The sequence below is a fragment of the Paenibacillus sp. FSL R5-0766 genome (assembly GCF_037971845.1).
Taxonomy (GTDB): domain Bacteria; phylum Bacillota; class Bacilli; order Paenibacillales; family Paenibacillaceae; genus Paenibacillus.
In genome coordinates, this window is sequence record NZ_CP150227.1 from 1,952,871 (window position 1) to 1,975,984 (window position 23,114).

Consider the following 23,114-nt stretch of genomic DNA (forward strand, 5'->3'; position numbering starts at 1 on the left):
CGACCTTATTCATGAAGGTCGCAGATGGGGAGAGGGGAACGGTGCGTGATAGAAAGCATTGACCAATTGCTGTCTCATCCCTTGGGGATGGTACTCGGTTTTTTCTCGGTAGCGATTATGGAGCTACTTGTATTTCTGGCTTGCTTCGAACTGGTGACCAAGTATAAATGCTGGACGGAGATCAAGAAGGGCAATGTGGCCGTTGCGATGGCTACAGGAGGTAAGATCTTCGGGATCTGCAACGTACTGCGTTTTTGCATACAGGCTAAATCTTCGGTGTATGAAGCCATGACGTGGTCGTTTGTTGGGTTCTTCCTTCTGCTCGTTGCCTATTTTTTGTTCGAATTCCTGACACCCGTGTTCTCCATTGATAAGGAGATCGCAGCGGACAACCGAGCTGTTGGATTGATATCCATGGTTATTTCCGTTTCATTGTCGTTTGTTATTGGCGCGAGTATTATCTAGGGGGACCGGTCATGAAGATATTGATACGGATTCTGTTTGCGGCATCAATTGTGTTTTTTGCCATCGGTGTGATCTATGTGATGAATACATGATGATTTGAAAGAGAAAGGTTGATTTAATATGGAGACAACAGTATGCCCTTGGTGTCACACGGAGATTGTATGGGATGAGGAACTCGGTCCTGAAGAAGAGTGTCCATATTGCCACAATGAATTGAAGGGATATCGTACGCTCAACATTGACATCGGAGATGAAGAGCAAGATGAAGCTGAAGACGACATTTATGATGTGGATCATGCAAACGATGATAAACAGACTACGGATCTTTCAGATCTGTGGGGGGATGAAGTTGAGCTCAAATTGCCGGAGTTGCGAACGTTAACCAAATACGCGGATGAAGGTAATGACCTGATTCAATATGAACAAGGTGTCCAGAAGCAACTAGATCATCAGGAAGAAGTACCGGAGTGCCCGAATTGTCGGGAATTCATGATTCTTGCTGGTACTCAAGCTGCAACGCAGGATAACTTTACTCCAGTTGCTAACGCAGCTTCAGGCGAAGGGGCACTATTGTCACCACCGTTTAAGGTATTGACCTATGTATGCTCGGGATGTTTCCAAGTTCAATACAGTCTGTCTGAGGAAGATCGTCTGCGTCTGATTAAGAATCTGAGTACGCAGGAATAAACATTTCGGAGATTCAAACCAAATTTCATAGCAATCCTGAAGATTCATCATGTTTTCCTCTTGCTTGGGGCACGTTAACCCTAAGACCTACCTGTACACAGTTCACTTCAGGTGGATGAAGGAGGAGCAGATGAAGATTACTTTAGGCCGACAATCCATTCTGCTTTTGGGCGTGAATGGATTGTTTGCGTTAGCCGGAGCGTTGTCCGGAACTTTTTTGAATGTGTTTCTGTGGAAAAGCCGTCCGGATTATGCCATGTTGGGGTGGTTCACTCTCAGCCAGCAACTGGCCATTGGACTGACATTCTGGCTTGCTGGCAAATGGGTCAAGGAACACAATAAAATGAGTGCACTACGATTAGGTACTGCGCTGTCCGGCATATTTTATATGATAGTCCTCTGGGCTGGTTCCAAAGCTGTAGACTGGATATGGCCTCTGGGTATACTACTCGGATGTTCCCTGGGGCTGTTCTGGATCGCATTTAATGTTGTGTATTTTGAAATAACAGATCGAGAAAACAGGGATCTATTCAATGGCTGGGTTGGGTTACTTGGTTCGATGACCGGAATTATAGGTCCATGGTTCTCCGGTCTGATTATTACTCGCATGACAGACAACACAGGATATCGGCTCATCTTCACGGTATCACTCGTCATTTATGTTATCGCGGTAGTCTTTAGTTTTTTTCTGAAAAAGAGAAAGGTAAGTGGAACATACCGCTGGTCCGAGCCTTGGATACAGATATCCAAACCGGATAGTCCCTGGAGGACCTTGGCTTTGGGTTTGTTCGCTCAGGGTGCGCGTGAAGGGGTCTTTGCCTTTCTGATTGCACTGCTTGTATACGTGGCCACTGCACAGGAGTATAAGTTGGGACAGTTCTCACTCATCACTTCGGCCGTGGCATTAATAAGTTATTGGGCAGTAGGGAAATGGTCCAAACCACAGTATAGATCCAGAGGCATGTTCATCGGAGCTCTGATTCTGCTGATTGTGCTGATTCCTCTTCTGTGGAAAGTGACCTATGTTACGCTGTTAATCATGGGGATCGGAAGTGCGGTTGCGATGCCATTGTATATTTTACCTATGATATCAGCGGGATTCGACATGATGGGCACGAGTGGCGAAAATGTGGAGAAAAGGGTTGAACTTGTCGTATTGAGGGAATTATGTCTGATGGTTGGCCGACTTTTTGGGTTGATCATATTTATTATAACGGTCATGAATAGTCCGTCCCTGCGCATGTTAACCTGGCTTATTATCGTTCTGGGTGCTTTTCCGCTAATTGGATGGATCTTTATGCGCAAGTTATTGAACCGAACGGAAGGGCAAGAGCCCTCGGCTTAGCAGCTTCCAAATATACAAACAGGGTACAGCGGCGGGAAAAGAGAACTTTCCGTGTGCTGTACCTTGTTTGTCGTTGTATTGGTTCAGTTGGTGGTTATACAGGAGATGGTTTACTTGTACGTGTGAGTGAGAACAGATCCATATCGGGGTTTGGTTTGCCAGTAATAGCATCCACAATTAAGGAAGCAGCAATCATGCTGTATACGGTACCGTTGCCTCCATACCCTTCAACAAAGTACGAATTCGGATAGTCTGGGTGTGGACCGATTAGCGGAAGACCATCATGGGTGCTTCCAAAAACAGCTTCCCAAGCGTAATCAACTTCGAGATCAGGTAATGGGAAATACTCGGCAATTTTATGAAGCAAAATCTCACCTTTATGAACGGCCTTGATTGCCCGTTGTTCTTCTCGAGGACGGTTCTCATCAAGTCCACCTGCAATAATTCTTCCGTCTGGAGTTGTGCGCATATATAGATAAGGTCGTTCGGTCTCCCATATCATGCATTGCTTATGCCAGCTGCTCAGATCCTGTAGTGGCTTGGTAGCGATAGCATATGTGCTTTGGAGGTATGCGCCTCTGTCCTTTTTAATTTCTTGTGTTTCATAGCCTGTTGAGAAAATAACATGTTTGGCACGTACAGTGCCATGAGGTGTGTAACATAGGACGCCATTTTCATCATAATCACAATGGGTGAATTCACTATGAGTATAGACCCTTGCTCCTTGACGTGAGGCTGAGTGGAATAGCGAGTGAACCAAACGATACGGATTAACCTCAGCATCCCCGCTTGTGTATAGTGCAGCACGTTTGCTGAACGGGAACAGTGCACTGATTTTTTCCTGATCCCACAGCTCCACATCAAATCCATAATGTTTCAGGTTACGATATTCTTCCTCCATCAACGTTACATCTTCCTCATGACTTGCACAATACAGACTTGTGCGAGGCACAAACCAAGGATCAATCTCAAGCTTCGATGAAATTCTTTCAAGATGGTGCATGGCATCCCGGCATAATTCGTAGAATCGAACACCGGTTTCTTCCCCAAATGTCTGGATACAAGAGGTGAGCGTTTTGTCATTTGTATATTGGAGCAGGCCCGTATTTGCCATGCTGCTGCCATGACCGATATCTCTTTTGTCAATAACAACGGTGTCAATCCCCTGATCCGTCAAAAGCTTGGCAGACAACGCGCCTCCCATTCCACCACCGATGATTAGACAATCACAGGACAGGTTTTCTTGCAAAACAGGATAATGGGGAGGAGAAGCAAAGGTAGTTGGCCAGAATGTTTTTCCGTTAATAAGTTCCATAATTGATCACCTCTGTTGAATGTAGTTGAAGTATACTTTTTCAGGTTAAGGTAACAATAAATTCGCAATAACTTTAGATTAAGGAGGTCAGACATACATGCAAAACTCACAAATGCAAGCACTGAGCCCCAAGGAACTGAACTATATTGCGGATTCAATTTCCAATGAGGAAATGTTAATCAAACAATGTGCAGCTACAGCCTCCATCACACATAATCCGCAAATTCAACAGGCGCTGAATCATTATGTTCGCTCACATGAACAGCATCTGAACACACTTGTCAATGCGTTACAGCAACATCAATCTCTTGCACCGGCGCAATCACAGTAAAGCTCAAAACATGACAAGTTATTTCAAAGCATAGGAGGAAAATACGTGTACACTCAATCTTTGTCATCTGGTGGGAATTTTATGCAAGAGCAAGATTTGTTGAAGTCGATTCTTGCAGATTTAAGACGAACTTCACGTGAATATACAACGGCAACTACTGAATCTGCTTGCCCCACGACCCGGAGAATGTTCAATGATTTAACGAACGACACATTAAGACTGCAAGGTGAACTGTTCAACCTGATGCAACAAAACAACATGTATTCCGCTTCATCGAAAGCACTTCGTCAGGATGTGGACAAACAAATCCAGTCTGCACACCAGACCCAACAGAAGTGTCAGCAATTCATTCAAGAAAAGAACACGCAGAACAGTTCATACAGCCAAGCTCCTAATGTGCCTCAGCATCAACCGAATTACGGTAACCCTTATTACATGTAACCTTTGCAAAAGAGGTTTGAAGCACCTAACGTTACAGGACCATACCACCGCTTGCCTGAATTCAGGGCAGGCGGTCTTTTGTCTATGCATCAACGTCAAATTCATGTAATATAAGTATTAATTCATTTTCAGGAACCTGGATGATGCTGGAGGGAAAACCATGAAAGATTTGAACGATCTGCAATTAAAAGTTCTGGATCTGTTGAAGGAAGACGCGAGAAGGACTCCCGCACTGCTGTCGACGCTGCTGGGGGAGTCGGAAGACAAGATTAAAAACGCCGTGGCACAGCTAGAACAAGACCACGTCATCGTAAAATACGCAACCGTCGTCAACTGGAGCAAAATAGATGATGAGAAAGTAACGGCCCTGATTGAGGTGCAGATCACGCCAGAGCGTGGTCGTGGTTTTGAAGGGATTGCCGAACGCATTTATCTCTATCCGCAAGTGAAGTCCGTATATCTCATGTCCGGTGCATACGATCTGCTCGTTGAAGTGGAAGGTGGCAACCTGCGTGAAGTCGCTAATTTTGTGTCGGAGAAACTGTCTCCGATAGACTCTGTACTTTCAACCAAAACGAATTTTATTCTTAAAAAATATAAGCAGGACGGGATTATTTTTGAAGACCATCAGGAAGACAACCGTCTCATGATCTCGCCGTAAAGGAAGATGTGTCATGATAGTGAATGAACAGACAACCGGGAACAACAAGAAAATGACATCATATCTGGCACCTCTCGTGCAGCAGATACCTCCATCCGGAATTCGTAAATTTTTTGATCTGGTTGGAGACAACAAGGATATTATCACATTGGGTGTGGGTGAGCCTGATTTTGTTACCCCTTGGCATATGCGTGAAGCTTGTGTATACTCGCTGGAAAGAGGCATGACCAGCTACACATCAAACGCAGGTATGCCAAAGTTGAGAGAAGCCATCAGTGAATATCTGGATACGCAGTTTGATACCAAATACGATCCCAAGGATGAGATTATTGTTACCGTGGGTGGCAGTGAAGCGATTGACTTGGCTTTGCGAGCATTAATCGTACCAGGCGACGAGATTCTCATTCCTGAACCTTCGTACGTGGCTTATTCACCAATCGCTTCAATCGGTGGCGGTATACCGGTTGGTGTTGAAACCTACGCGAAAGATCAGTTTAAGTTAACTGCCGAAGCACTTGAAGCTGGTATCACACCGAAGTCGAAAGTGGTTATTCTGTGTTATCCGAGTAATCCCACTGGAGCTATCATGACTTATGAAGAGTGGCTGCCTATTGCTGAAGTGATTAAAAAGCATGATCTGATTGTGATCGCGGATGAAATTTACGCTGAATTGACGTATACGCAAAAACATGTTAGCTTTGCAGCTATCCCTGACATGAAGGAGCGGACCATTCTCGTAAGCGGATTTTCAAAGGCTTTTGCAATGACAGGTTGGCGGATTGGGTACATGTGTGGTCATCCTGAGCTTATTGCAGCCATGCTCAAAATCCATCAGTATACGGTAATGTGTGCGCCGGCCATGGGTCAGGTTGCTGCACTTGAAGCGTTGACGAATGGTTTGGGTGAGAAAGATCGGATGGTAGAATCGTATAATCAGCGTAGACGTTTAATTGTGCAGGGATTCAGGGATATTGGACTTGATTGTCATGAACCTCAGGGAGCATTCTATGCATTCCCGAGCATTCAAAAGACGGGTATGAGTTCCGACCTGTTTGCTGAACGATTGTTAACTGAGAATAAAGTGGCTGCTGTTCCGGGCAATGTTTTTGGACCTCAGGGTGAAGGCTTCTTGCGTTGTTCTTATGCTACTTCTGTAACCCAATTAAATGAAGCTTTGGAACGAATCGGAAACTTTGTTTACAAAATTCAAAAAGAGGGTTAATACTAAAGTAGAATCTTTTTACAAATGTGGCATTGTTATCATTTGGAAAAAAAATAACTTTCTTTTACAAAATAATGTGATATAATTCAAATTTGAAATAAGTTTTCATATATTTGGAAACCATTTTTCCAAGGAGGGGTTAGCTTTGTTTTGTGTTGAATATGATTTACCGACGAATCGTGGGCACTATCTGGCAGAAGGCGATCATGGCGACCGATGGTCGGTGAAACCCGATAACGCATCTTTGCATGACATTTCCTTGGAAGATGAAATTCATATGCTTCGTCGCAAGATGGAACAGATCTTCCTCGAAGAGAAATCATTCACATCCGATATTGTAATTGAAATCAGCAGTTTGCTGGATTTAAAGATTAATGAATATATGAAGGCTAACCCAATTAAAGCAAAATAACGTTTATGCTGGATTGAAACGTTTCATTAATCGAATTAGAAAGTAAAGAAAGGGAGACCTGAGAAGGTCTTCTTTTTTTGTGTGTAAAGGCAAGGTGATCCTCCGATAAGCCAGGTTATTTTTTTGCGTGGAACAATTGTGATATATTGGACATAGGAGACTAAAGGGGGAACTGGAATGAAGAGATTTTGGGGGCTTACTGCAATCATTTCTATCGTTTTTCTGCTTGCTGGTTGTGGAGGTAAAGATGGTTTTTCCATATTCATCATTGATAACCAAGGAAATCCATCTGTAATCTCAGAGCAGTTACAGGCCAATCTGCAACAGAAACTGGGCGAGGAACCCAAGGTAGAAGTGATCACCAGTGCGATGTATGATGTTCAGAAAATTATGGTAGAGTATGCGGCTGGAGGACATGATATCTTCATTTTGCCTGAGTCCGACATGAAACAATACGGAAGTAATGGCTCCAATGTTCCGCTGGATGATACGTTTGATCCCAAGAAGTTTGAACGGGGTGTATTTGAGGGTGGAGTATTGTTAGAGAAGGGTGAAGGAGATGAAGGTTCAGATATCAAACAAGAATCACATCTTTACGGCATTCCACTTGAAGATATGAAAATGTTTAAAGATGTAGAATATGCTGCGAGCAATTTGTTCGCCACCATTCCAGTGTCATCTTCCAATGTCGAAGAATCCAAAAAAGTGCTGAAGGCGCTGACAGAGTAAAGAAAATTCAGAATGGCTATGGAAGGAGGGAAGCGGATTGCTGATTACGGTCACAGGCGGCATAGGTAGTGGTAAAACCCGGTTTGCCCTCAAGTATGCAGCCGGAATTAGCCGGGAGGGTGTATATTTATCCACTGGTGATCATGATCCCGTTATTCCCGAATTGCCATCCGCTCATTATCGTGCCATTCATGCCGGGAACGGTCAGCATCTGACAGAGGTGATCACCCAGATTAATCGGGAATCCAATCTGTTTTTGGCGGATCAGCGAATTGTAATTGTAGACAGTCTGACCTCCTGGATGGCTGCCGGTTTCAGGGCAACAGAGGATCTGGATCATCAGCGTTCAGAGACACAGCTTTTGCTTGATGCTTTATTGTCTTATCAGGGGAAGTTGCTTGTGATTACCAATGAAATGCATGGTACATTGCATCCTACCGAAGAAGAACGAATATTTACAGCGAGAATGGCTTCGGTGAACCGGATGCTGCAGATACATGCTGAAAAGATGTACATGCTGGTATCTGGTCTGGCTATCGATCTTAAGAGTCAGGGCATGCGAAATGAAGATGAACGATAGCGAGATGACATAAACGGGTGACATAAAGAAGCCTCCTTAACCACGAATTGGTGGCGAGGAGGCTTTATTTATTAATCTGTCCTTTTTATTTCTGCTTTTTGCTACGTCTGATCCACCAGATGATACATCCGATGACAATGATGGCCAGAATGACGTACACTACAATGGAATAGACGTCCATAAAGTGCAAAATACTCTCCCATGATGCGCCAAGCGCAGCACCAACGCAGACCAGAATGACATTCCAGATCAATGTACCAATGGTTGTAAAGAGAAGGAATAAACCAAATTTCATATTGGACATGCCTGCGGGAATGGAGATAAGACTACGGACGAGGGGAACCATTCGGCAGAATAATACGGTCCACATGCCATATTTGTCAAACCATGCATCGACACGGTGAATATCCTCTTTTTTGATGCGCAGAACATGTCCCCAGCGTTCCACAATTTTCTCAAGGCGTTCGACGTCAATGAGTAGACCAATACCATACAGGATCACAGCACCAAGGACAGAGCCAATAGTTGCGGCGATAATAACTCCTGGAAGAGTGAGACTGGTATAGGTGGTCATGAATCCGCCAAACGGCAAGATGATTTCGGATGGAATCGGGGGAAATACGTTCTCAAGAGCAATAATGAGTGCAATGCCTATGTAGCCGTATTGTTCCATGAAATCGGTTATCCAGTTTTGCATAATCGTCTCCTTTACTTTTGGTTTCCTTTGATTTGTCGTATACTCGGCAGAGCACACCAATTCTTATATACGTGTAAAGCGATAGACGGGTTTCTGAAAAAATGGCATTCTCGTATTCATTATTATATTACCAATTGGAGGGATAACGATGGGCATATATACACGAACAGGTGACGAAGGACAGACTTCGGTCATCGGTGGACGCGTCATCAAGGATGATGACCGGGTTGAGGCTTATGGCACGATTGATGAATTAAACTGTTTTGTAGGCCAGGCGATCAGCCTTATTGACTCTGCTCAAGGGGAATTTGAAGATCTGCGTGAACATCTGCTGGAAGTTCAGCAGGAACTGTTTGATTGCGGGTCGGATCTAGCCTTTGTGAAGATTAGTGAAACCAAATATAAGGTGAGAGATGAGATGGTCACACGTCTGGAACAATGGATTGACCAGTATGATGCAGAGAATCCAAAAGTGGAACGGTTCATTATTCCTGGTGGCAGTCAGCTGTCTTCTGCTCTTCATGTGTGCCGTACTGTATGTCGTCGCGCAGAGCGTCGCACGGTAACACTTGGACAACATACAGATATTAATCCGTCTGTACGACGGTATCTAAACCGACTGTCTGATTATTTCTTCGTGGTTGCACGGACGGCCAACGCGAGACAACAGGTGGCGGATATTGAATATGTGCGGAGCAAAAAAGTATTCCGCCGCAAAGAATGAGCCAATATTATTCGCCGATTGTCTACACGGTGACCGAACAAGAAGATGGCTGGCTGCTGAAGACCGTGCTTCAGCGGCGGCTGCTGGTGTCGCGTAAGCTTTTGTCCAAAATCAAGCTGACTGAACAAGGCATCATGTTAAATGGGGAGCGCGTATACATTAGCGTCAAGGTGGCTGCGGGTGATGTCGTTGAAGTTCGGATGGAGCAAGAGGAATCGGATGATATTTTGCCTGAGCCTATTCCCTTTACCGTTCTGTATGAAGACGAGCACTTGCTTATTGTCAACAAGGATGCGGGCATCATCGTTCATCCGACACATGGACATTACACAGGTACTTTGGCAAATGGCGTTGTTCATTACTGGAAAACCAAGGGCGAGCGCTTTCGGTTCAGACCGATTCATCGACTTGATCAGGAAACGTCAGGTGTTCTTGCTATAGCCAAGAACCCTTATGTCCATCAACATGTCTCTGAACAGATGATTGCTGGAACAGTGGACAAGAAATATATTGCACTTGTGCACGGAAGCCCTGTCCCGGAACAGGGGTCAGTAGATGGCCCGATTGATCGCGATCCTGAAGAGCCACACCGCCGAATCGTAACACCTGATGGTTACGCTGCAAGAACGTTGTATACAACCGTAACACGTTGGTCAGGGGGCAGCGCCAGTGCGATAAGTCTCAAGCTGGAAAGTGGCAGAACCCATCAGATCAGGGTACATATGACGTCCATCGGCTGTCCATTAATTGGTGATCGAATGTACAAGACACTACCTGTGCACGAGATCGATGAGCAGACCATTGTTGTCCGGGAAGAACGGGACAGCTGGATCGAACGCCAAGCATTACACGCTTGTGAGCTGACGTTTGAACACCCAATTCTACAGGAACGCATAACGTTCCAGGCTCCTTTACCAGCAGATATGGCCGCGTTGGAGCAGCGTTTGAATGATGAGGGAGCTCCCAGAGAAGAACTGTAGGAAGCTGCGACGGGGCTCTTAGTTTTTCACCTCGTATCGCAGTTTCCTGCACGGCCTGTCCTGTTTGGAGTTCAACGCTGTTTGTCTTACCCTTGTGAGGGATGCTTAATGCACCCGAACAGCATGCCGTAGGCTAATCTTTATGGTTCTATGGTTAATGTATTGATGTTTACCAATTTGATGTTAAATATTTCAAGAATTCAAAACTCAAAAGCTTTTAAGGATATAAAAGCTGTAAGATTTTGACCCAAAAAATATAGCGAATGTGTGTTTTGATCTCATTCGCAAAAGTCAGTAAAATTACATGGCGATGGTATCGATTTGGAGCGACTTTTGGATTTGCGAAGCAAACCAAGGGAAGCGAGAAGTCGATACCGGAGCATTTGGAGGAACACATACATGAGTAACTTAAAAGTATATCAATATGCCAAATGCGGCACATGCCGCAAAGCTGTAAAATGGCTTGAAGCTCAAGGACATGAGCTGGAGCTAATCCCTATTTTTGACTCACCGCCATCCGAATCTGAACTAACAGAACTCATCCAAAAGAGCGGGCTTGAAGTGAAAAAGTTCTTTAATACGAGCGGAGAAGTGTACAAAGAACAACAACTGAAGGACAAGCTTCCCGGAATTTCCGCTGATGAACAGATTCGTTTGTTGGCTTCCAATGGTCGTCTCATCAAACGTCCGATCGTTACGGATGGAGAAAAGGTGACGGTTGGATTCAAGGAAGAAACGTACGAGCAGGAATGGAATAACGCATAAACGCGCTGAATATCAGCCTTGAATTGTTCAAAATTCAGGGCTTTTTTGGCTGAACGATGGTTGGCGGAACTATGCTATAATGATAGAATTAGTTTCGATATTTTATTTGCTATAGAAATTGAACTAAACATTTACACGAAAATGGAGAGGACAGAAATAACCTGAAGAAGCGGAGCGTTCGCCTAAAAGCTTTCTGAAAGAAAGCTACTTCGGAAGCATATGCTATCCCCGGATTTTCCCTTTTTGAAAAGGAATCAAAAAAATCTGGGGATAACAGCGATCAGAAGGATGTTCTGTCATCGGAATGGTAAGTGTAAATATACTTTAGTTTAATTTCTATAGAATCAGGACAGGAGAGAACAAATTCAAGTGAATCAACGTAATGAACCTACTTTGTTGCTGGTAGACGGTATGGCGGTGTTGTTTCGTGCTTTTTATGCGACATCTGCAAGCGGATATATCAGACGTACAAAGGCAGGATTGCCTACCAACGCAGTCTACGGATTTATCCGTTATTTCTGGGATGCGGTTCAGACTTTTGGGCCAAGTCATGTCGTATGTTGTTGGGATATGGGCGGTAAGACGTTCCGCGGTGAAGAATATGCAGCCTACAAAGGCAACCGGGCTGAAGCTCCGGATGACCTGATTCCCCAGTTTGCTCTGATTCGTGAAGTCATGGATAGCCTGGGTATTCCAAATATAGGTGCACAAGGATTCGAAGCCGACGATTGTATCGGGACGCTTGCGAAGTATTATACCGAAGAGACCGATATGAATGTTATGGTGCTGACGGGTGACCACGACATGTTGCAACTGATCAATGACCGCACAAGTATCATTATTATGAAAAAAGGCCATGGCAACTACATGGTGTACAACCCTGAAACGCTCATGGCAGAGAAACAACTGACACCTCGTCAAGTGATTGACATGAAGGGTCTGATGGGAGATGCCAGCGACAATTATCCCGGAGTACGGGGAATTGGTGAGAAAACAGCGTTGAAGCTTGTACAGGAATACGGCTCCATTGAAGGGATTCTGAGCAACATGGATAAACTGACCCCTTCGGTGCGTAACAAGATTGAGAATGATCTGGACATGCTTCATCTGTCCCGCAAACTGGCAGAGATTCATTGTGCTGTTCCGGTTGCCTGTGCGCTGGATATCTGTGAATTGCGTCTTGATCCGGATATGGTGATGGACAAGTTTGAACAACTTGAGATGAAGAGCCTTGGCTCTTGGATGGGAGTGGCAATAGGGTGAGCAACATGAAGAACGTACGAACAGGCAAAAAGTGGTGGACAGGGGCTATGGCCCTCGTCCTGGCCTTGCCCGTAATTCTTTCGGGAGCAGTAAGTGCACCACAGACAGTGGATGCCAAAGCAGCAATTAACACCAAAGTACAGAAAGTAAAAGCAGCAGGACGTAATTTTACCGTACAGACCGTTTCGATTCCAAAGGGAACACCGGTTACCGTGGGACTCGCGAAGAAGCAAGTTGGCCAGACGGCAACATTGCCATCGATTGTGAAAGCCTATGGTGCGCAAGCAGCCATTAACGGAGCATTTTTTGAAGCATATAACGGAGCACCAGATCCATACGGTATGTTAATAGCAAATGGTAAGGTCATACATATTGGAAGATACGGAACATCCATCGGATTTAAGGAAGACGGCTCGGCGATCATGGATTCACTTCAGGTGAGTTTGACAGGTAAAGTAACGGATACAAAAGGTAAATCACGGAGTTGGTATGCAACCTTTATTAATCGAACACCTTCAGCGAACGCAAGCATTACGATGCTGTATACGCCTGAACGAGGTGCCACAGTTGGGTTCAAAGGTGGCACTGCGGTTGTTATGGAGAAAGGTATTGTGACCAAAAAAGTGCCCAATACCAATGTAGCGATTCCTAAGAATGGCTCGGTACTGGTCTTCACAGGTAACCAGAAGTCTTCTTCGGATCGTTTCACCGTTGGTTCGACCGTAGAAATGAATTATAAGTATACGAACGCAGCAGGCAAAGAGATCCCTTGGCAAGATGTAGTGACTGCTGTTGGGGCAGGACCCCGTCTGGTGAAAGACGGCAAGGTAGCTGTCAATCCGACGAGCGAAGGTTTCAAGGATGCCAAGATTCTTAATGCTTCCGGAGCCAGAAGTGGTATTGCGATCATGGCGGACGGTTCTGTTATGCTGGCTACCGTTTCCGGAGCAACAATCAAGGAGTGGGCAGCAGTGATGCAGAAGCTTGGTGCCAAACAGGCCATGAATCTGGATGGCGGTGCTTCCTCGGGTATGTATGCCGGGGGCAAAATGCTGACTTCTCCAGGTCGGCTATTGAGTAATACACTCGTATTTGGCGGCTCTGTGCGTTAAAAGAAAGTGATTATGGGAGGTATGACGCAAATGACACTCACATCTGATCGAAAGCCAGGGGAGGGTAATACAGCTGTTCTGGCCATTAATGTAGGGTTGCCGCAGCCGCTCCCTGGGCAGAAGCGTGAAGTGCTGAGCGGCATTGTGAAACATCCTGTATCCGACGCGGTTTTCCTGTCATTCACTGGAATGACAGGGGACGCGCAGGCGGATCTGGTGCATCATGGCGGCCCTGACAAAGCCGTTTGTGTATACGATTACAGTCGTTATCCGGTGCTGGAACAGCTGATGGATCGCAAGCTGGACTGGGGAGCTTGTGGAGAAAATCTGACGGTTGAAGGCTGTGCCGAAGAAGACGTCCGGATTGGTGATGTGTACGAGTTGGGCGAAGCCACAGTACAGGTTAGTCAGCCCAGACAACCTTGCTTCAAGCTGGGTGCGAGGTATGACTATAAGGAGTTGCCTGTTTATTTTCAGGAGAGTGGACATACCGGATTTTACTTTCGTGTACTGCAAGAAGGTGAGGTAGGGCCTTCATCGATATTTCGAAGGATCAGCACTGATCCTGCATCAATGACGGTTCTTGAAGCCAATCGAATTATGCATCAGGGGAAAGAAGATATGGAAGGTATTCAGGCGTTACTGGCCATACCTGCGCTGTCAGACAGCTGGAGGCAGACGTTAATGAAACGATTGTCCAAGTTGGAGAACAAGTAGCAGGGTAATTATAGTGTCATCAAGTAAAGCAACTCGAATTCCTTTTTTAAACTAACTTGGGAGTGTGACTAACATGACGATCTTAGGCGCAATTGAAGCAGGCGGAACCAAATTTGTATGTGGTATTGGCACAGAGAACGGAGAAGTTCTGGAACGCGTAAGTTTTCCCACGACGACACCGGAAGAGACAATGGCTCAAGTGATTTCATTTTTTGAAGGCAAAGGCATTGAAGCTCTGGGTGTAGGTTCATTCGGTCCGATTGATCCGATTGAAGGAAGCCCAACATATGGCTATATCACAACAACACCAAAACCACATTGGGGACAGTATAACGTGATTGGCAAGCTCAAGGAGCATTTTGATGTGCCGATGACATTTGATACGGATGTGAATGGTGCGGCACTTGGAGAAGCAACCTGGGGCGCTGCACAAGGTCTTGAGAGCTGTCTGTATATCACTGTGGGTACAGGTATTGGTGCAGGTGCTGTGGTTGGCGGTAAAATGGTCCATGGATTGTCACATCCTGAGATGGGACATATCATTGTACGCAGACATCCGGAGGATACATACGAAGGTTTCTGTCCGTATCATGGTGACTGCCTCGAAGGCCTTGCAGCAGGCCCGGCCATTAACAAACGTTGGGAGCAACCGGCTTATGAACTGCCTGCAGATCATAAAGCTTGGGAGATCGAAGCGCATTACCTGGCGCATGCACTGATGAACTATATCCTGATTCTCTCTCCGCAGAAAATCGTCATGGGTGGCGGAGTAATGAAGCAGGAGCACCTGTTCCCGATGGTGCGTAGCAAACTGCAGGAGTTGCTGGCAGGGTACGTTCAGCATCCGGCGCTTCAATCCGACATTGACCAGTATGTTGTGTCACCAGGACTTGGAGACAATGCGGGTCTGTGTGGTTCGCTGGCGCTTGCCAAGTTGGCATTGAATAAATAGGTCATTAAGGGATTGACGAATTTTACCATTGTGGTATGATATGGGCAACAGCATAGTACGGTTAATGAGGAAGCACCTCTCTTGCATGGATTTTGCAGGAGGGGTGTTTTTTTTGTGCTGCCTGTAGGTAGCGTAACTAACCCGTATAGGCTGAAATGTTAAAGGGAGGGAACAGAAAATGGAAGTCATTTTCATGAACAGATTGTCCAAAATGTCAGATCAGAATGCAGAGTATGCACAGTTATGGATTGGGGAAGAGGAAGATAGTTGGCAGCTGGGATGGAGTCGCTACGAGGAAGGAGAGCGTGAGGATAGCATATGGTATGAAGGGACTTCTTGGGAGGAGCTGCTTCATATTTACCGTCTTCAGCTTGCCATACAGATGAGTGAGGGGTACCGACCGCAGTTGCAGGGGTTATTTCATGAGAATGATGATCTGAAATCACGCAGTTATGGTGGACAGCGCCTCCATTGTTACAGTGAGTTATACGGCAATGAGCAATTATATACGGATCTGTGCACATGGCGCAGGAAGAGAGCTGTGTCTGACCGGAAGGCACCGTATTTTGTTGCAACGAATCGTCTGCTGCGTTTGATCAGTGCCTTTGTTCCGCAATCGCTGGATGAACTGATGCAACTGCCGGGCGTAGGAGAGAGCAAAGCGACTGAGTATGGTACGGAATGGATGGAGATTACAAGCGGATTGGAGCGTTCAACGACATTCCCGCTGGACTGGGTATTTACGGCGCTGAAGGAAGAAGAGTATGAGAGTTGGTTATACAAGCAGAAAGAGCAGAAGTACAAGCAGGAACTTGATAAGTTCACCACGCGTAAGCAGGTGCTTGAAGGCATGAAGGAAGGGTATACGTTAGAGGAGATTGTTAATCGATCCGGATTATCCCGACGCGAGTTGGTTGAGCTGTTAGAGGCACTGGATCATGAAGGTTATGACACCGATTGTCTTCTTGATGTGGAGCTGGCAGTGATGCCAGAGAACGAACAAGAGGCCGTATGGAGTGCGTATGAGGAGCTGGGAGATACGTTCCTGAAGCCAGTATTACATAAGGTGTATGGAGGAGAGAAACCGGATGGAGGAAGTCTGGAGCAGGTCTATGAAAGACTGCGCATGATTCGAATCCGCTTCCGTCGGCACGCAGAGACAGAGAAGAATGTTGGTTAATAATCAGAAATGAAAAAAGACAAAGCGTTTCTCCAGGAGGAACGCTTCGTCTTTTTTATTTCGTACGAGTTCATACCCAGTCTTTCTTGCGGAAAATGAAGAACATGCTCAGGCCCAGAGTAACCATCAGGCCAATCACAACAAAATAGCTGTATTTCCAGTTAAGCTCTGGCATGTTCGTAAAGTTCATGCCGTATATACCGGTAATGACCGTCAGCGGCATGAAGACCGTGGTAATGGCGGTAAATACACGCATGATCTCATTCGCCCGGTTCGCAATACTGGATTGGTAGGCTTCTCGCAAGTTGCCCATCAGGTCGCGATAAGTCTCAAAGGTTTCAGATATTTTTACAGCATTCTCATAGATGTCACTGAAATACTTTTGCAGTTGATCATCGATGAGACGCAGATCTTTTTTGTTCAGGGTGTTAATGACCTCTTTCTGAGGTCCAAGGACTTTTTTCAGCCACAGAATCTCACTGCGCAGCCCGATAATTTCATTCAGATGTGACTTTTTGGTGTGCATCAGAATGTCTTCCTCAAGCTTCTCGATCCGTGCTTCAATTCGGTCACCTACGGTGAAATAATTATCAACAATCAAGTCAACCAGCAAATACAGCAGACGATCCGGTGTACTGATTTCCTGTTCCCACAGGATGGGTTTCAGTGTACGCAATTCGCTGACCTTTTGCTTGGTAACACTAATAATGAAATGTCTGCCGAGAAACAGGTTGACCGCACGTAGAAATATCTCTTCATCATCGAAACGGATGCTATTAATCACAATAAAATAATGGTTCTCATAAATTTCAATCTTCGGACGTTGTTCTTCGTCACTAAGACAGTCTTCCACAGCCAGATCATGCATCAAGAACAGCGGCTGAAGTACCGCCAAATCGTCTACGTCTGCATCAATCCAGTAAAAGCCTTCCGCTGGTGGAGTCAGCGCCTGCTGAATGTCGTCCACCGGAATAAATACACCGTTGTTTACCAACCGGATTTTCATCGTTAATCTACTCCTTCTGCACCCGCCAACTTGGCGGATATTATCATTATGGGCGCAAAAAGAACAAATCAGCCGGTCGGCAGCGGAGCCTGGAGATCAGGGCTGCGTTCACTATATAATCAAACGGAAGTCACGTCCCGCTGCCGGCATGCTGATGTCAATTCTCTATGCAGTTTGTCGGAATTCGGCTGCCAGTCAGGCCTCGGGTCGCCATCCATTTAATATGTCACCTCTCACATAAGGGTTTATAACACCTTGTTTAGTATACCGCTGGTACAAGGTGCTTTCAAGCGCAAAAATGTGTCTATTTCGCGCCCTGAGGCAGTGTATGACAACGGATGATGAACGGTTCCGATCTGGGAAGCAGACATCGAACTGCATCTTGACGTGAGGGCATTAATGTAATAAAGTAGACGGTGAACCATATTAAATTACAATCTAATACAGCGAAATCTTATCAAGAGTAGGTGGAGGGACTGGCCCGATGAAACCCGGCAACCGGCGGTATACCGCACGGTGCTAATTCTTGCAGCGACTAAGTGTCAAGTGGCACTGTTGTAACTGAGAGATGAGAGAGGCGCATATCTTTTTTACATATGACCTTTCTCGAAATCCGAGGAAGGTCTTTGTTATATGCCCCGACTTCTCAGCAGTGATTTTCGCTAAGGAACTTGAGGTTGTTTTTAACGTTGGATGAAAGAGAAATTCAATGTTTTTACAAGCTCAAGGCAGTCTATAACTGTATTGATGTGAAGACATCAAGCCAGGGGTGGCTGCATCTATCTATGCACAAGGAGGAGTTAGACTTACTATGCCAATCAAAATACCCGATACTCTGCCAGCAAAAGAAGTACTTGAAGGAGAGAATATCTTCGTCATGGATGAAACTTCTGCATATCAGCAGGATATTCGTCCACTCCGTATCGCTATATTAAACCTGATGCCCACAAAGGAAACGACCGAAACACAATTGCTTCGTCTGGTGGGAAACACGCCTATTCAGGTGGATGTCGTTCTCGTACATCCCAAATCCCATACGTCGAAGAATACGTCTCAAGAGTATTTGGATCTGTTCTATAAAACCTTCGATGAGATTGAGCACCGCCGTTTCGATGGAATGATCATTACAGGTGCCCCGGTGGAACAGATGGATTTCGAAGACGTGAACTATTGGAATGAAATCCAGGAGATCTTCGAATGGACCAAAACCAATGTGACTTCAACCCTCCACATATGTTGGGCTTCCCAGGCAGGTTTATACCATCATTTCGACGTACCCAAGGTTGCACTTGATGAAAAGTGTTTTGGCGTTTTCCCACATACCATCAATAAACCACATGTTCCGTTGCTGCGTGGATTCGATGAAGTATTCAACGTTCCACATTCCCGTCATACGGAAGTGAGACGCGAAGATATTGAAAAGAATGAGAATTTAGAGATTTTGGCTGAATCCGAGGAAGCGGGGATCTTCCTGGTTGCTACCAAAGACGGCAAACAGATTTTTGCCACAGGACATGCCGAGTATGACCCGTTCTCATTAAAGTGGGAGTATGACCGGGATACAGCCAAAGGGTTGGATATCGCATTGCCTAGACATTATTATCCGAATGACGACCCTTCCCGTGTGCCACCGGCTACTTGGCGCGCTCATGCCAACTTATTATTCTCTAACTGGCTCAATTACTATGTGTATCAAGAAACACCTTACGATATTGGCCCGCAAATCTAATCGAGATTACAGGAGGATGCAGCAATGGAAGACAACAACAAGTTGAAAATCGAAAGCCGCTTAGCACAAATTGGGTCCATCAATGAACCGGTAACAGGCGCCATTAACTTTCCGATCTATCAATCCACTGCGTTTCGCCACCCGAAGCTTGGACAAAGCACGGGGTTTGATTATATTCGTACGACTAATCCAACCCGTAAAGTATTGGAAGAAGCCGCCGCAGCGCTGGAGTCCGGTGATGCAGGGTTTGCCTGTAGCTCGGGAATGGCCGCGCTGCAAACGATCTTTGCCATGTTTGGTCAAGGGGATCATCTAATTGTATCGCTGGATCTGTATGGTGGAACCTATCGTCTGCTGGAACGTATTCTTTCCCGTTTCGGCGTAACTGCTAGTTATGTGGACACGAATGACCTTGCAGCACTGGAGAAGGTTCGTCAGCCGAATACAAAAGCTGTATTTATTGAGACACCAACCAATCCGCTGATGATGATCACCGATGTGCAAGCCGTAGCTTCCTGGGCGAAAAGTTACAACCTGTTGACCATTGTTGACAACACGTTGCTGACTCCATTTTTCCAACGTCCGATTGAACTGGGTGCCGATATCATCATTCATAGCGCTACCAAATATCTGGGCGGACACAATGATGTGTTGGCCGGTCTAATCATTACCAAAGGTGAGGCGTTATCTGCAGAGATGGCGTTCCTGCATAATTCCATTGGAGCGGTATTGTCTCCAAGTGATTCCTACCAGTTGATGAAAGGTATGAAAACGCTGGCTCTTCGCATGGAGCGTCATGAGCACAATGCACTTACTACTGCTAAATACTTGCTTGAGCACCCAGCGGTGGTTGAAGTGTATCATCCAGGTTTATCCGATCATCCGGGGTATGAGATACAGAACAAACAATCCACGGGTAACACAGGTATCTTCTCTTTCAAAGTGAAGGATGCACGTTATGTTGAACCGTTGCTGCGTCATATCAAACTCATTGCTTTTGCCGAAAGTCTCGGCGGAGTTGAATCACTTATGACTTATCCGGCAGTACAGACTCATGCGGATATTCCGCTTGAAATTCGTGAAGCCGTAGGTGTGGATGACCGTCTGCTCCGGTTCTCCGTAGGCATTGAACATGCAGATGATCTGATTGCAGATCTCGGCAATGCTCTGACAGCTGCACAACAAGAAGTGGAAGGAGGCGTGCACTCATGAGTGAGTCCAACAACAAGCCCAATTCCGAGTTGAAATTTGATACCAAGTTGCTCCATTTTGGAGATGAAATTGACAAAACGACTGGAGCCTCCAGTGTACCGATCTATCAAGCATCAACCTTCCACCATTTTGATATCTTCAATCCGCCTCAGCATGACTACAGTCGTTCGGGTAATCCGACACGTCAGGCTTTGGAAGATTACATCACATTGCTGGAGGGCGGAGCACGAGGCTTTGCCTATTCTTCGGGGATGGCTGCGATCTCAAGCGTATTCATGATGTTCTCCGCAGGGGATCACATGATTGTAACGGAAGACGTATATGGAGGTACCTATCGTTTACTTACTTCCATATTAAGCCGTATGCAGATTGAGACAACCTTTGTAGACATGACCAATATAGATGAAGTAAAAGCGGCACTCAAGCCAAACACCAAGGCAGTTTATATGGAAACACCTTCCAATCCCACACTGCGAATTACGGATATCGCTGCTGTAACTGACTGGTCGAAGGAACATGACCTGATCACGATTCTGGATAACACCTTTATGACACCTTACTATCAGCGTCCAATTGAGCTTGGTGTGGACATCGTCGTACATAGTGCTACGAAGTTTCTCGGAGGTCACAGTGATGTACTGGCAGGGTTAGCCGTTGCTCGCACGGAATCACTTGGCGTACAATTGAAACAGTTGCAAAATGGACTTGGAACTGTTCTCGGGGCACAAGAATCCTGGCTTCTGATGCGCGGGATGAAAACCTTGGGAGCTCGCATGGCTCATAGTGAACGGAGTACAGCCAAACTGGCGGCATGGCTTAATGAGCGCAGTGATATTACCGCTGTCTTTTATCCTGGACTTGAGGATCATCCGGGCCGTGAGGCACATGAGAGCCAGTCCACAGGATATGGAGCTGTCGTTTCATTTGACGTCGGTTCAGGTGATCGCGCAAAAGCAGTTCTTAACCGCGTGAAGCTCCCCATTGTTGCTGTAAGCTTGGGAGCTGTGGAGAGTATTCTGTCCTACCCAGCGATGATGTCTCATGCGGCAATGCCGGCTGAGGTCCGCCGTGACCGTGGCATTACAGATGGGTTGCTGCGCTTCTCTGTAGGTCTGGAAGATATCGAAGATCTGATTGTAGATTTGGAGCAAGCACTTCAGGAATCCTAGCAAAAGTGGATGATCGAATACGCCGATGCGTATCACTTAAGTTCGAACTAATTCTTTTCCATATGTAAAAATTTTTACTTATTTTTAAAGCACCTGTACATAAGGTGCTTTTTTTCACATGTAACCTGTGTTACGATATGTGGAGTACAGAAATACGATGTTGCCACCAGAACTTGCTTCTCTTGAACAAGTTGGGACGGATCGTTATATAATTTCTCTTCATGAGGGAGGCTTTTTTACGATGAGTACGGTAGACCGTATCTTAGATAAAGCCCTTCGGGGCGAACGTTTGGACTTGGAAGACACGATTCAGCTATTTGAATCCAATGAAGTGGACAAAATCGGGGCAGCTGCTAATGTCATTATGAAACGCATGCACCCTGAACCATACAGAACATTTGTAATTGGGCGTAACGTCAACTACACAAACGTGTGTGATGTGTACTGCCGTTTTTGTGCTTTCTATCGCAGACCTGGTTCGGATGAAGGTTATGTGCTTCCGGACGAAGTTATTTTCCAGAAGATTCAGGAAACGGAAGATGTGAATGGTACCGAGATTTTGATGCAAGGTGGAACGAATCCAAACTTGCCTTTCAGCTATTATACAGACCTGTTGAAAGCCATCAAAGAGCGTTTCCCAAACATCACAATGCACTCTTTCTCCCCAGCGGAGATTATGAAAATGGTTGAAGTATCCGATGGCCTTACATTGGAAGAGGTTGTTCGTGCCATTCACGAAGCTGGACTGGATTCCTTGCCTGGTGGCGGTGCCGAAATTCTGGATGATCGCACACGTCGGAAAATCAGCCGCTTGAAAGGTTCATGGCGTGACTGGATGGACGTTATGCAAACTGCACACCGCATCGGTATGAACACCACGGCAACAATGGTTATCGGCCTTGGTGAATCGATGGAAGAGCGTGCACTGCACTTGCTCCGTGTACGTGAAGCACAGGATGAATGTATTGCGAACAAGTATGATTCCGAAGGTTTCCTGGCGTTCATTCCGTGGACGTTCCAACCGGATAATACAAATCTCAAACTGGAGCGTCAGACTCCGGAAGAGTACTTAAAGACTGTTGCCATCAGCCGCCTGGTGCTGGATAATATCAAGAACATTCAATCCTCTTGGGTAACGATGGGTCCCGACATCGGTAAGAAGTCCCTTGAATTTGGCTGTAATGACTTCGGTAGCACGATGATCGAAGAGAACGTTGTATCTGCTGCTGGTGCAACTTACAAAGTTAACATTGAATCCATTCTGCGTTTGATTCGAGAGTCCGGTTATATTCCGGCACAACGTAACACCCGATACGAGATTGTACGCATGTTCGACGAAGAGAATGCCGTGCATGAAGATTTCGTAATGCAGAACTAATCCTGTTTATTTGAATACTATTCCCATAAATGCTGATCGGTA

The 23,114-nt window shown here is 45.7% G+C and carries 25 protein-coding genes and 1 riboswitch; of the genes, 22 read left to right on the forward strand and 3 right to left on the reverse strand.

The window, feature by feature from the left end; translation table 11 throughout:
- Positions 1-24 precede the first annotated feature (24 nt).
- The 3 genes from MKY66_RS08900 (at position 25) to MKY66_RS08910 (ending at position 2,497) form a co-directional block, all read left to right on the forward strand.
- On the forward strand, positions 25-465 hold the full coding sequence (locus MKY66_RS08900; protein ID WP_083656925.1) for a DUF350 domain-containing protein: 441 nt from the start codon (positions 25-27) through the stop codon (positions 463-465).
- A gap of 120 nt (positions 466-585) precedes the next feature.
- Positions 586-1,152, forward strand: coding sequence for a hypothetical protein (locus tag MKY66_RS08905; protein ID WP_076209202.1), 567 nt, complete (start codon positions 586-588; stop codon positions 1,150-1,152).
- A 130-nt stretch (positions 1,153-1,282) separates the two neighbouring features.
- Positions 1,283-2,497, forward strand: coding sequence for an MFS transporter (locus MKY66_RS08910; RefSeq protein ID WP_076209201.1), 1,215 nt, complete (start codon positions 1,283-1,285; stop codon positions 2,495-2,497).
- 94 nt (positions 2,498-2,591) lie between these two features.
- Here MKY66_RS08910 and MKY66_RS08915 read toward each other — a convergent pair whose 3' ends face one another.
- Positions 2,592-3,812, reverse strand: a complete 1,221-nt coding sequence (locus MKY66_RS08915; protein ID WP_076209200.1) for an FAD-dependent oxidoreductase — start codon at positions 3,810-3,812, stop codon at positions 2,592-2,594.
- A gap of 97 nt (positions 3,813-3,909) precedes the next feature.
- Here MKY66_RS08915 and MKY66_RS08920 point away from each other — a divergent pair, with 97 nt between their 5' ends.
- The 7 genes from MKY66_RS08920 to MKY66_RS08950 all read left to right on the forward strand — a co-directional run bounded on the left by MKY66_RS08920 (position 3,910) and on the right by MKY66_RS08950 (position 8,188).
- Positions 3,910-4,143, forward strand: a complete 234-nt coding sequence (locus MKY66_RS08920; protein WP_047842262.1) for a hypothetical protein — start codon at positions 3,910-3,912, stop codon at positions 4,141-4,143.
- Between the two features lie 45 nt (positions 4,144-4,188).
- The gene (locus MKY66_RS08925; protein ID WP_076209199.1) at positions 4,189-4,584 is read left to right on the forward strand and encodes a spore coat protein; all 396 of its coding nucleotides are present in this window, start codon (positions 4,189-4,191) and stop codon (positions 4,582-4,584) included.
- Between the two features lie 160 nt (positions 4,585-4,744).
- Positions 4,745-5,245 (forward strand): Lrp/AsnC family transcriptional regulator, encoded by a 501-nt coding sequence (locus tag MKY66_RS08930; protein WP_024628343.1) that lies wholly within the window; start codon positions 4,745-4,747, stop codon positions 5,243-5,245.
- Positions 5,246-5,258: 13 nt separating this feature from the next.
- Positions 5,259-6,467 carry an aminotransferase class I/II-fold pyridoxal phosphate-dependent enzyme gene (locus MKY66_RS08935; RefSeq protein WP_076209198.1) on the forward strand — a complete coding sequence of 403 codons (1,209 nt, stop codon included), beginning with the start codon at positions 5,259-5,261 and terminating at the stop codon, positions 6,465-6,467.
- Positions 6,468-6,612: 145 nt separating this feature from the next.
- The gene (locus tag MKY66_RS08940; protein WP_017689627.1) at positions 6,613-6,879 is read left to right on the forward strand and encodes an aspartyl-phosphate phosphatase Spo0E family protein; all 267 of its coding nucleotides are present in this window, start codon (positions 6,613-6,615) and stop codon (positions 6,877-6,879) included.
- Positions 6,880-7,056: 177 nt separating this feature from the next.
- Positions 7,057-7,608 (forward strand): hypothetical protein, encoded by a 552-nt coding sequence (locus MKY66_RS08945; protein WP_076209197.1) that lies wholly within the window; start codon positions 7,057-7,059, stop codon positions 7,606-7,608.
- Between the two features lie 37 nt (positions 7,609-7,645).
- Positions 7,646-8,188, forward strand: a complete 543-nt coding sequence (locus MKY66_RS08950; protein ID WP_076209196.1) for a bifunctional adenosylcobinamide kinase/adenosylcobinamide-phosphate guanylyltransferase — start codon at positions 7,646-7,648, stop codon at positions 8,186-8,188.
- A gap of 85 nt (positions 8,189-8,273) precedes the next feature.
- On the opposite strand, the gene MKY66_RS08955 is transcribed toward MKY66_RS08950, so the two are convergent.
- The gene (locus tag MKY66_RS08955) at positions 8,274-8,885 is read right to left on the reverse strand and encodes a DedA family protein (protein ID WP_017689624.1); all 612 of its coding nucleotides are present in this window, start codon (positions 8,883-8,885) and stop codon (positions 8,274-8,276) included.
- A 148-nt stretch (positions 8,886-9,033) separates the two neighbouring features.
- Here MKY66_RS08955 and MKY66_RS08960 point away from each other — a divergent pair, with 148 nt between their 5' ends.
- From MKY66_RS08960 to MKY66_RS08995, 8 genes are all read left to right on the forward strand, one after another.
- Entirely contained in the window at positions 9,034-9,609 is a 576-nt protein-coding gene (locus MKY66_RS08960) for a cob(I)yrinic acid a,c-diamide adenosyltransferase (protein WP_036610088.1), read from the forward strand.
- Entirely contained in the window at positions 9,606-10,589 is a 984-nt protein-coding gene (locus MKY66_RS08965) for an RluA family pseudouridine synthase (protein WP_076209195.1), read from the forward strand. Before MKY66_RS08960 ends, MKY66_RS08965 begins: the two co-directional genes overlap by 4 nt.
- A 399-nt stretch (positions 10,590-10,988) precedes the next feature.
- On the forward strand, positions 10,989-11,354 hold the full coding sequence (locus MKY66_RS08970) for an arsenate reductase family protein (RefSeq protein WP_076209194.1): 366 nt from the start codon (positions 10,989-10,991) through the stop codon (positions 11,352-11,354).
- A 369-nt stretch (positions 11,355-11,723) separates the two neighbouring features.
- On the forward strand, positions 11,724-12,617 hold the full coding sequence (locus tag MKY66_RS08975; RefSeq protein WP_017689620.1) for a 5'-3' exonuclease H3TH domain-containing protein: 894 nt from the start codon (positions 11,724-11,726) through the stop codon (positions 12,615-12,617).
- Positions 12,618-12,622: 5 nt separating this feature from the next.
- A complete protein-coding gene (locus MKY66_RS08980) occupies positions 12,623-13,729 on the forward strand; it encodes a phosphodiester glycosidase family protein (RefSeq protein ID WP_305956034.1) in 1,107 nt (368 codons plus the stop codon).
- A gap of 30 nt (positions 13,730-13,759) precedes the next feature.
- A complete protein-coding gene (locus MKY66_RS08985; RefSeq protein WP_076209192.1) occupies positions 13,760-14,446 on the forward strand; it encodes an MOSC domain-containing protein in 687 nt (228 codons plus the stop codon).
- Between the two features lie 73 nt (positions 14,447-14,519).
- Entirely contained in the window at positions 14,520-15,398 is an 879-nt protein-coding gene (locus tag MKY66_RS08990; RefSeq protein WP_076209191.1) for an ROK family protein, read from the forward strand.
- Positions 15,399-15,576: 178 nt separating this feature from the next.
- Entirely contained in the window at positions 15,577-16,578 is a 1,002-nt protein-coding gene (locus tag MKY66_RS08995) for an HRDC domain-containing protein (RefSeq protein ID WP_076209190.1), read from the forward strand.
- 70 nt (positions 16,579-16,648) lie between these two features.
- On the opposite strand, the gene corA is transcribed toward MKY66_RS08995, so the two are convergent.
- The gene (corA, locus tag MKY66_RS09000) at positions 16,649-17,584 is read right to left on the reverse strand and encodes a magnesium/cobalt transporter CorA (protein WP_062833460.1); all 936 of its coding nucleotides are present in this window, start codon (positions 17,582-17,584) and stop codon (positions 16,649-16,651) included.
- A gap of 451 nt (positions 17,585-18,035) precedes the next feature.
- Positions 18,036-18,159: riboswitch (SAM riboswitch) on the forward strand.
- Between the two features lie 236 nt (positions 18,160-18,395).
- Here corA and metA point away from each other — a divergent pair.
- The 4 genes from metA (at position 18,396) to mqnC (ending at position 23,072) form a co-directional block, all read left to right on the forward strand.
- A complete protein-coding gene (gene metA, locus MKY66_RS09005; RefSeq protein ID WP_076209189.1) occupies positions 18,396-19,313 on the forward strand; it encodes a homoserine O-succinyltransferase in 918 nt (305 codons plus the stop codon).
- Between the two features lie 24 nt (positions 19,314-19,337).
- The gene (locus MKY66_RS09010; RefSeq protein ID WP_076209188.1) at positions 19,338-20,525 is read left to right on the forward strand and encodes a PLP-dependent transferase; all 1,188 of its coding nucleotides are present in this window, start codon (positions 19,338-19,340) and stop codon (positions 20,523-20,525) included.
- The gene (locus MKY66_RS09015; RefSeq protein ID WP_076209187.1) at positions 20,522-21,694 is read left to right on the forward strand and encodes an aminotransferase class I/II-fold pyridoxal phosphate-dependent enzyme; all 1,173 of its coding nucleotides are present in this window, start codon (positions 20,522-20,524) and stop codon (positions 21,692-21,694) included. Before MKY66_RS09010 ends, MKY66_RS09015 begins: the two co-directional genes overlap by 4 nt.
- 241 nt (positions 21,695-21,935) lie before the next feature.
- Complete coding sequence (gene mqnC, locus MKY66_RS09020) at positions 21,936-23,072, forward strand: cyclic dehypoxanthinyl futalosine synthase (protein ID WP_076209514.1); 1,137 nt, start codon at positions 21,936-21,938, stop codon at positions 23,070-23,072.
- Positions 23,073-23,114 lie beyond the last annotated feature (42 nt).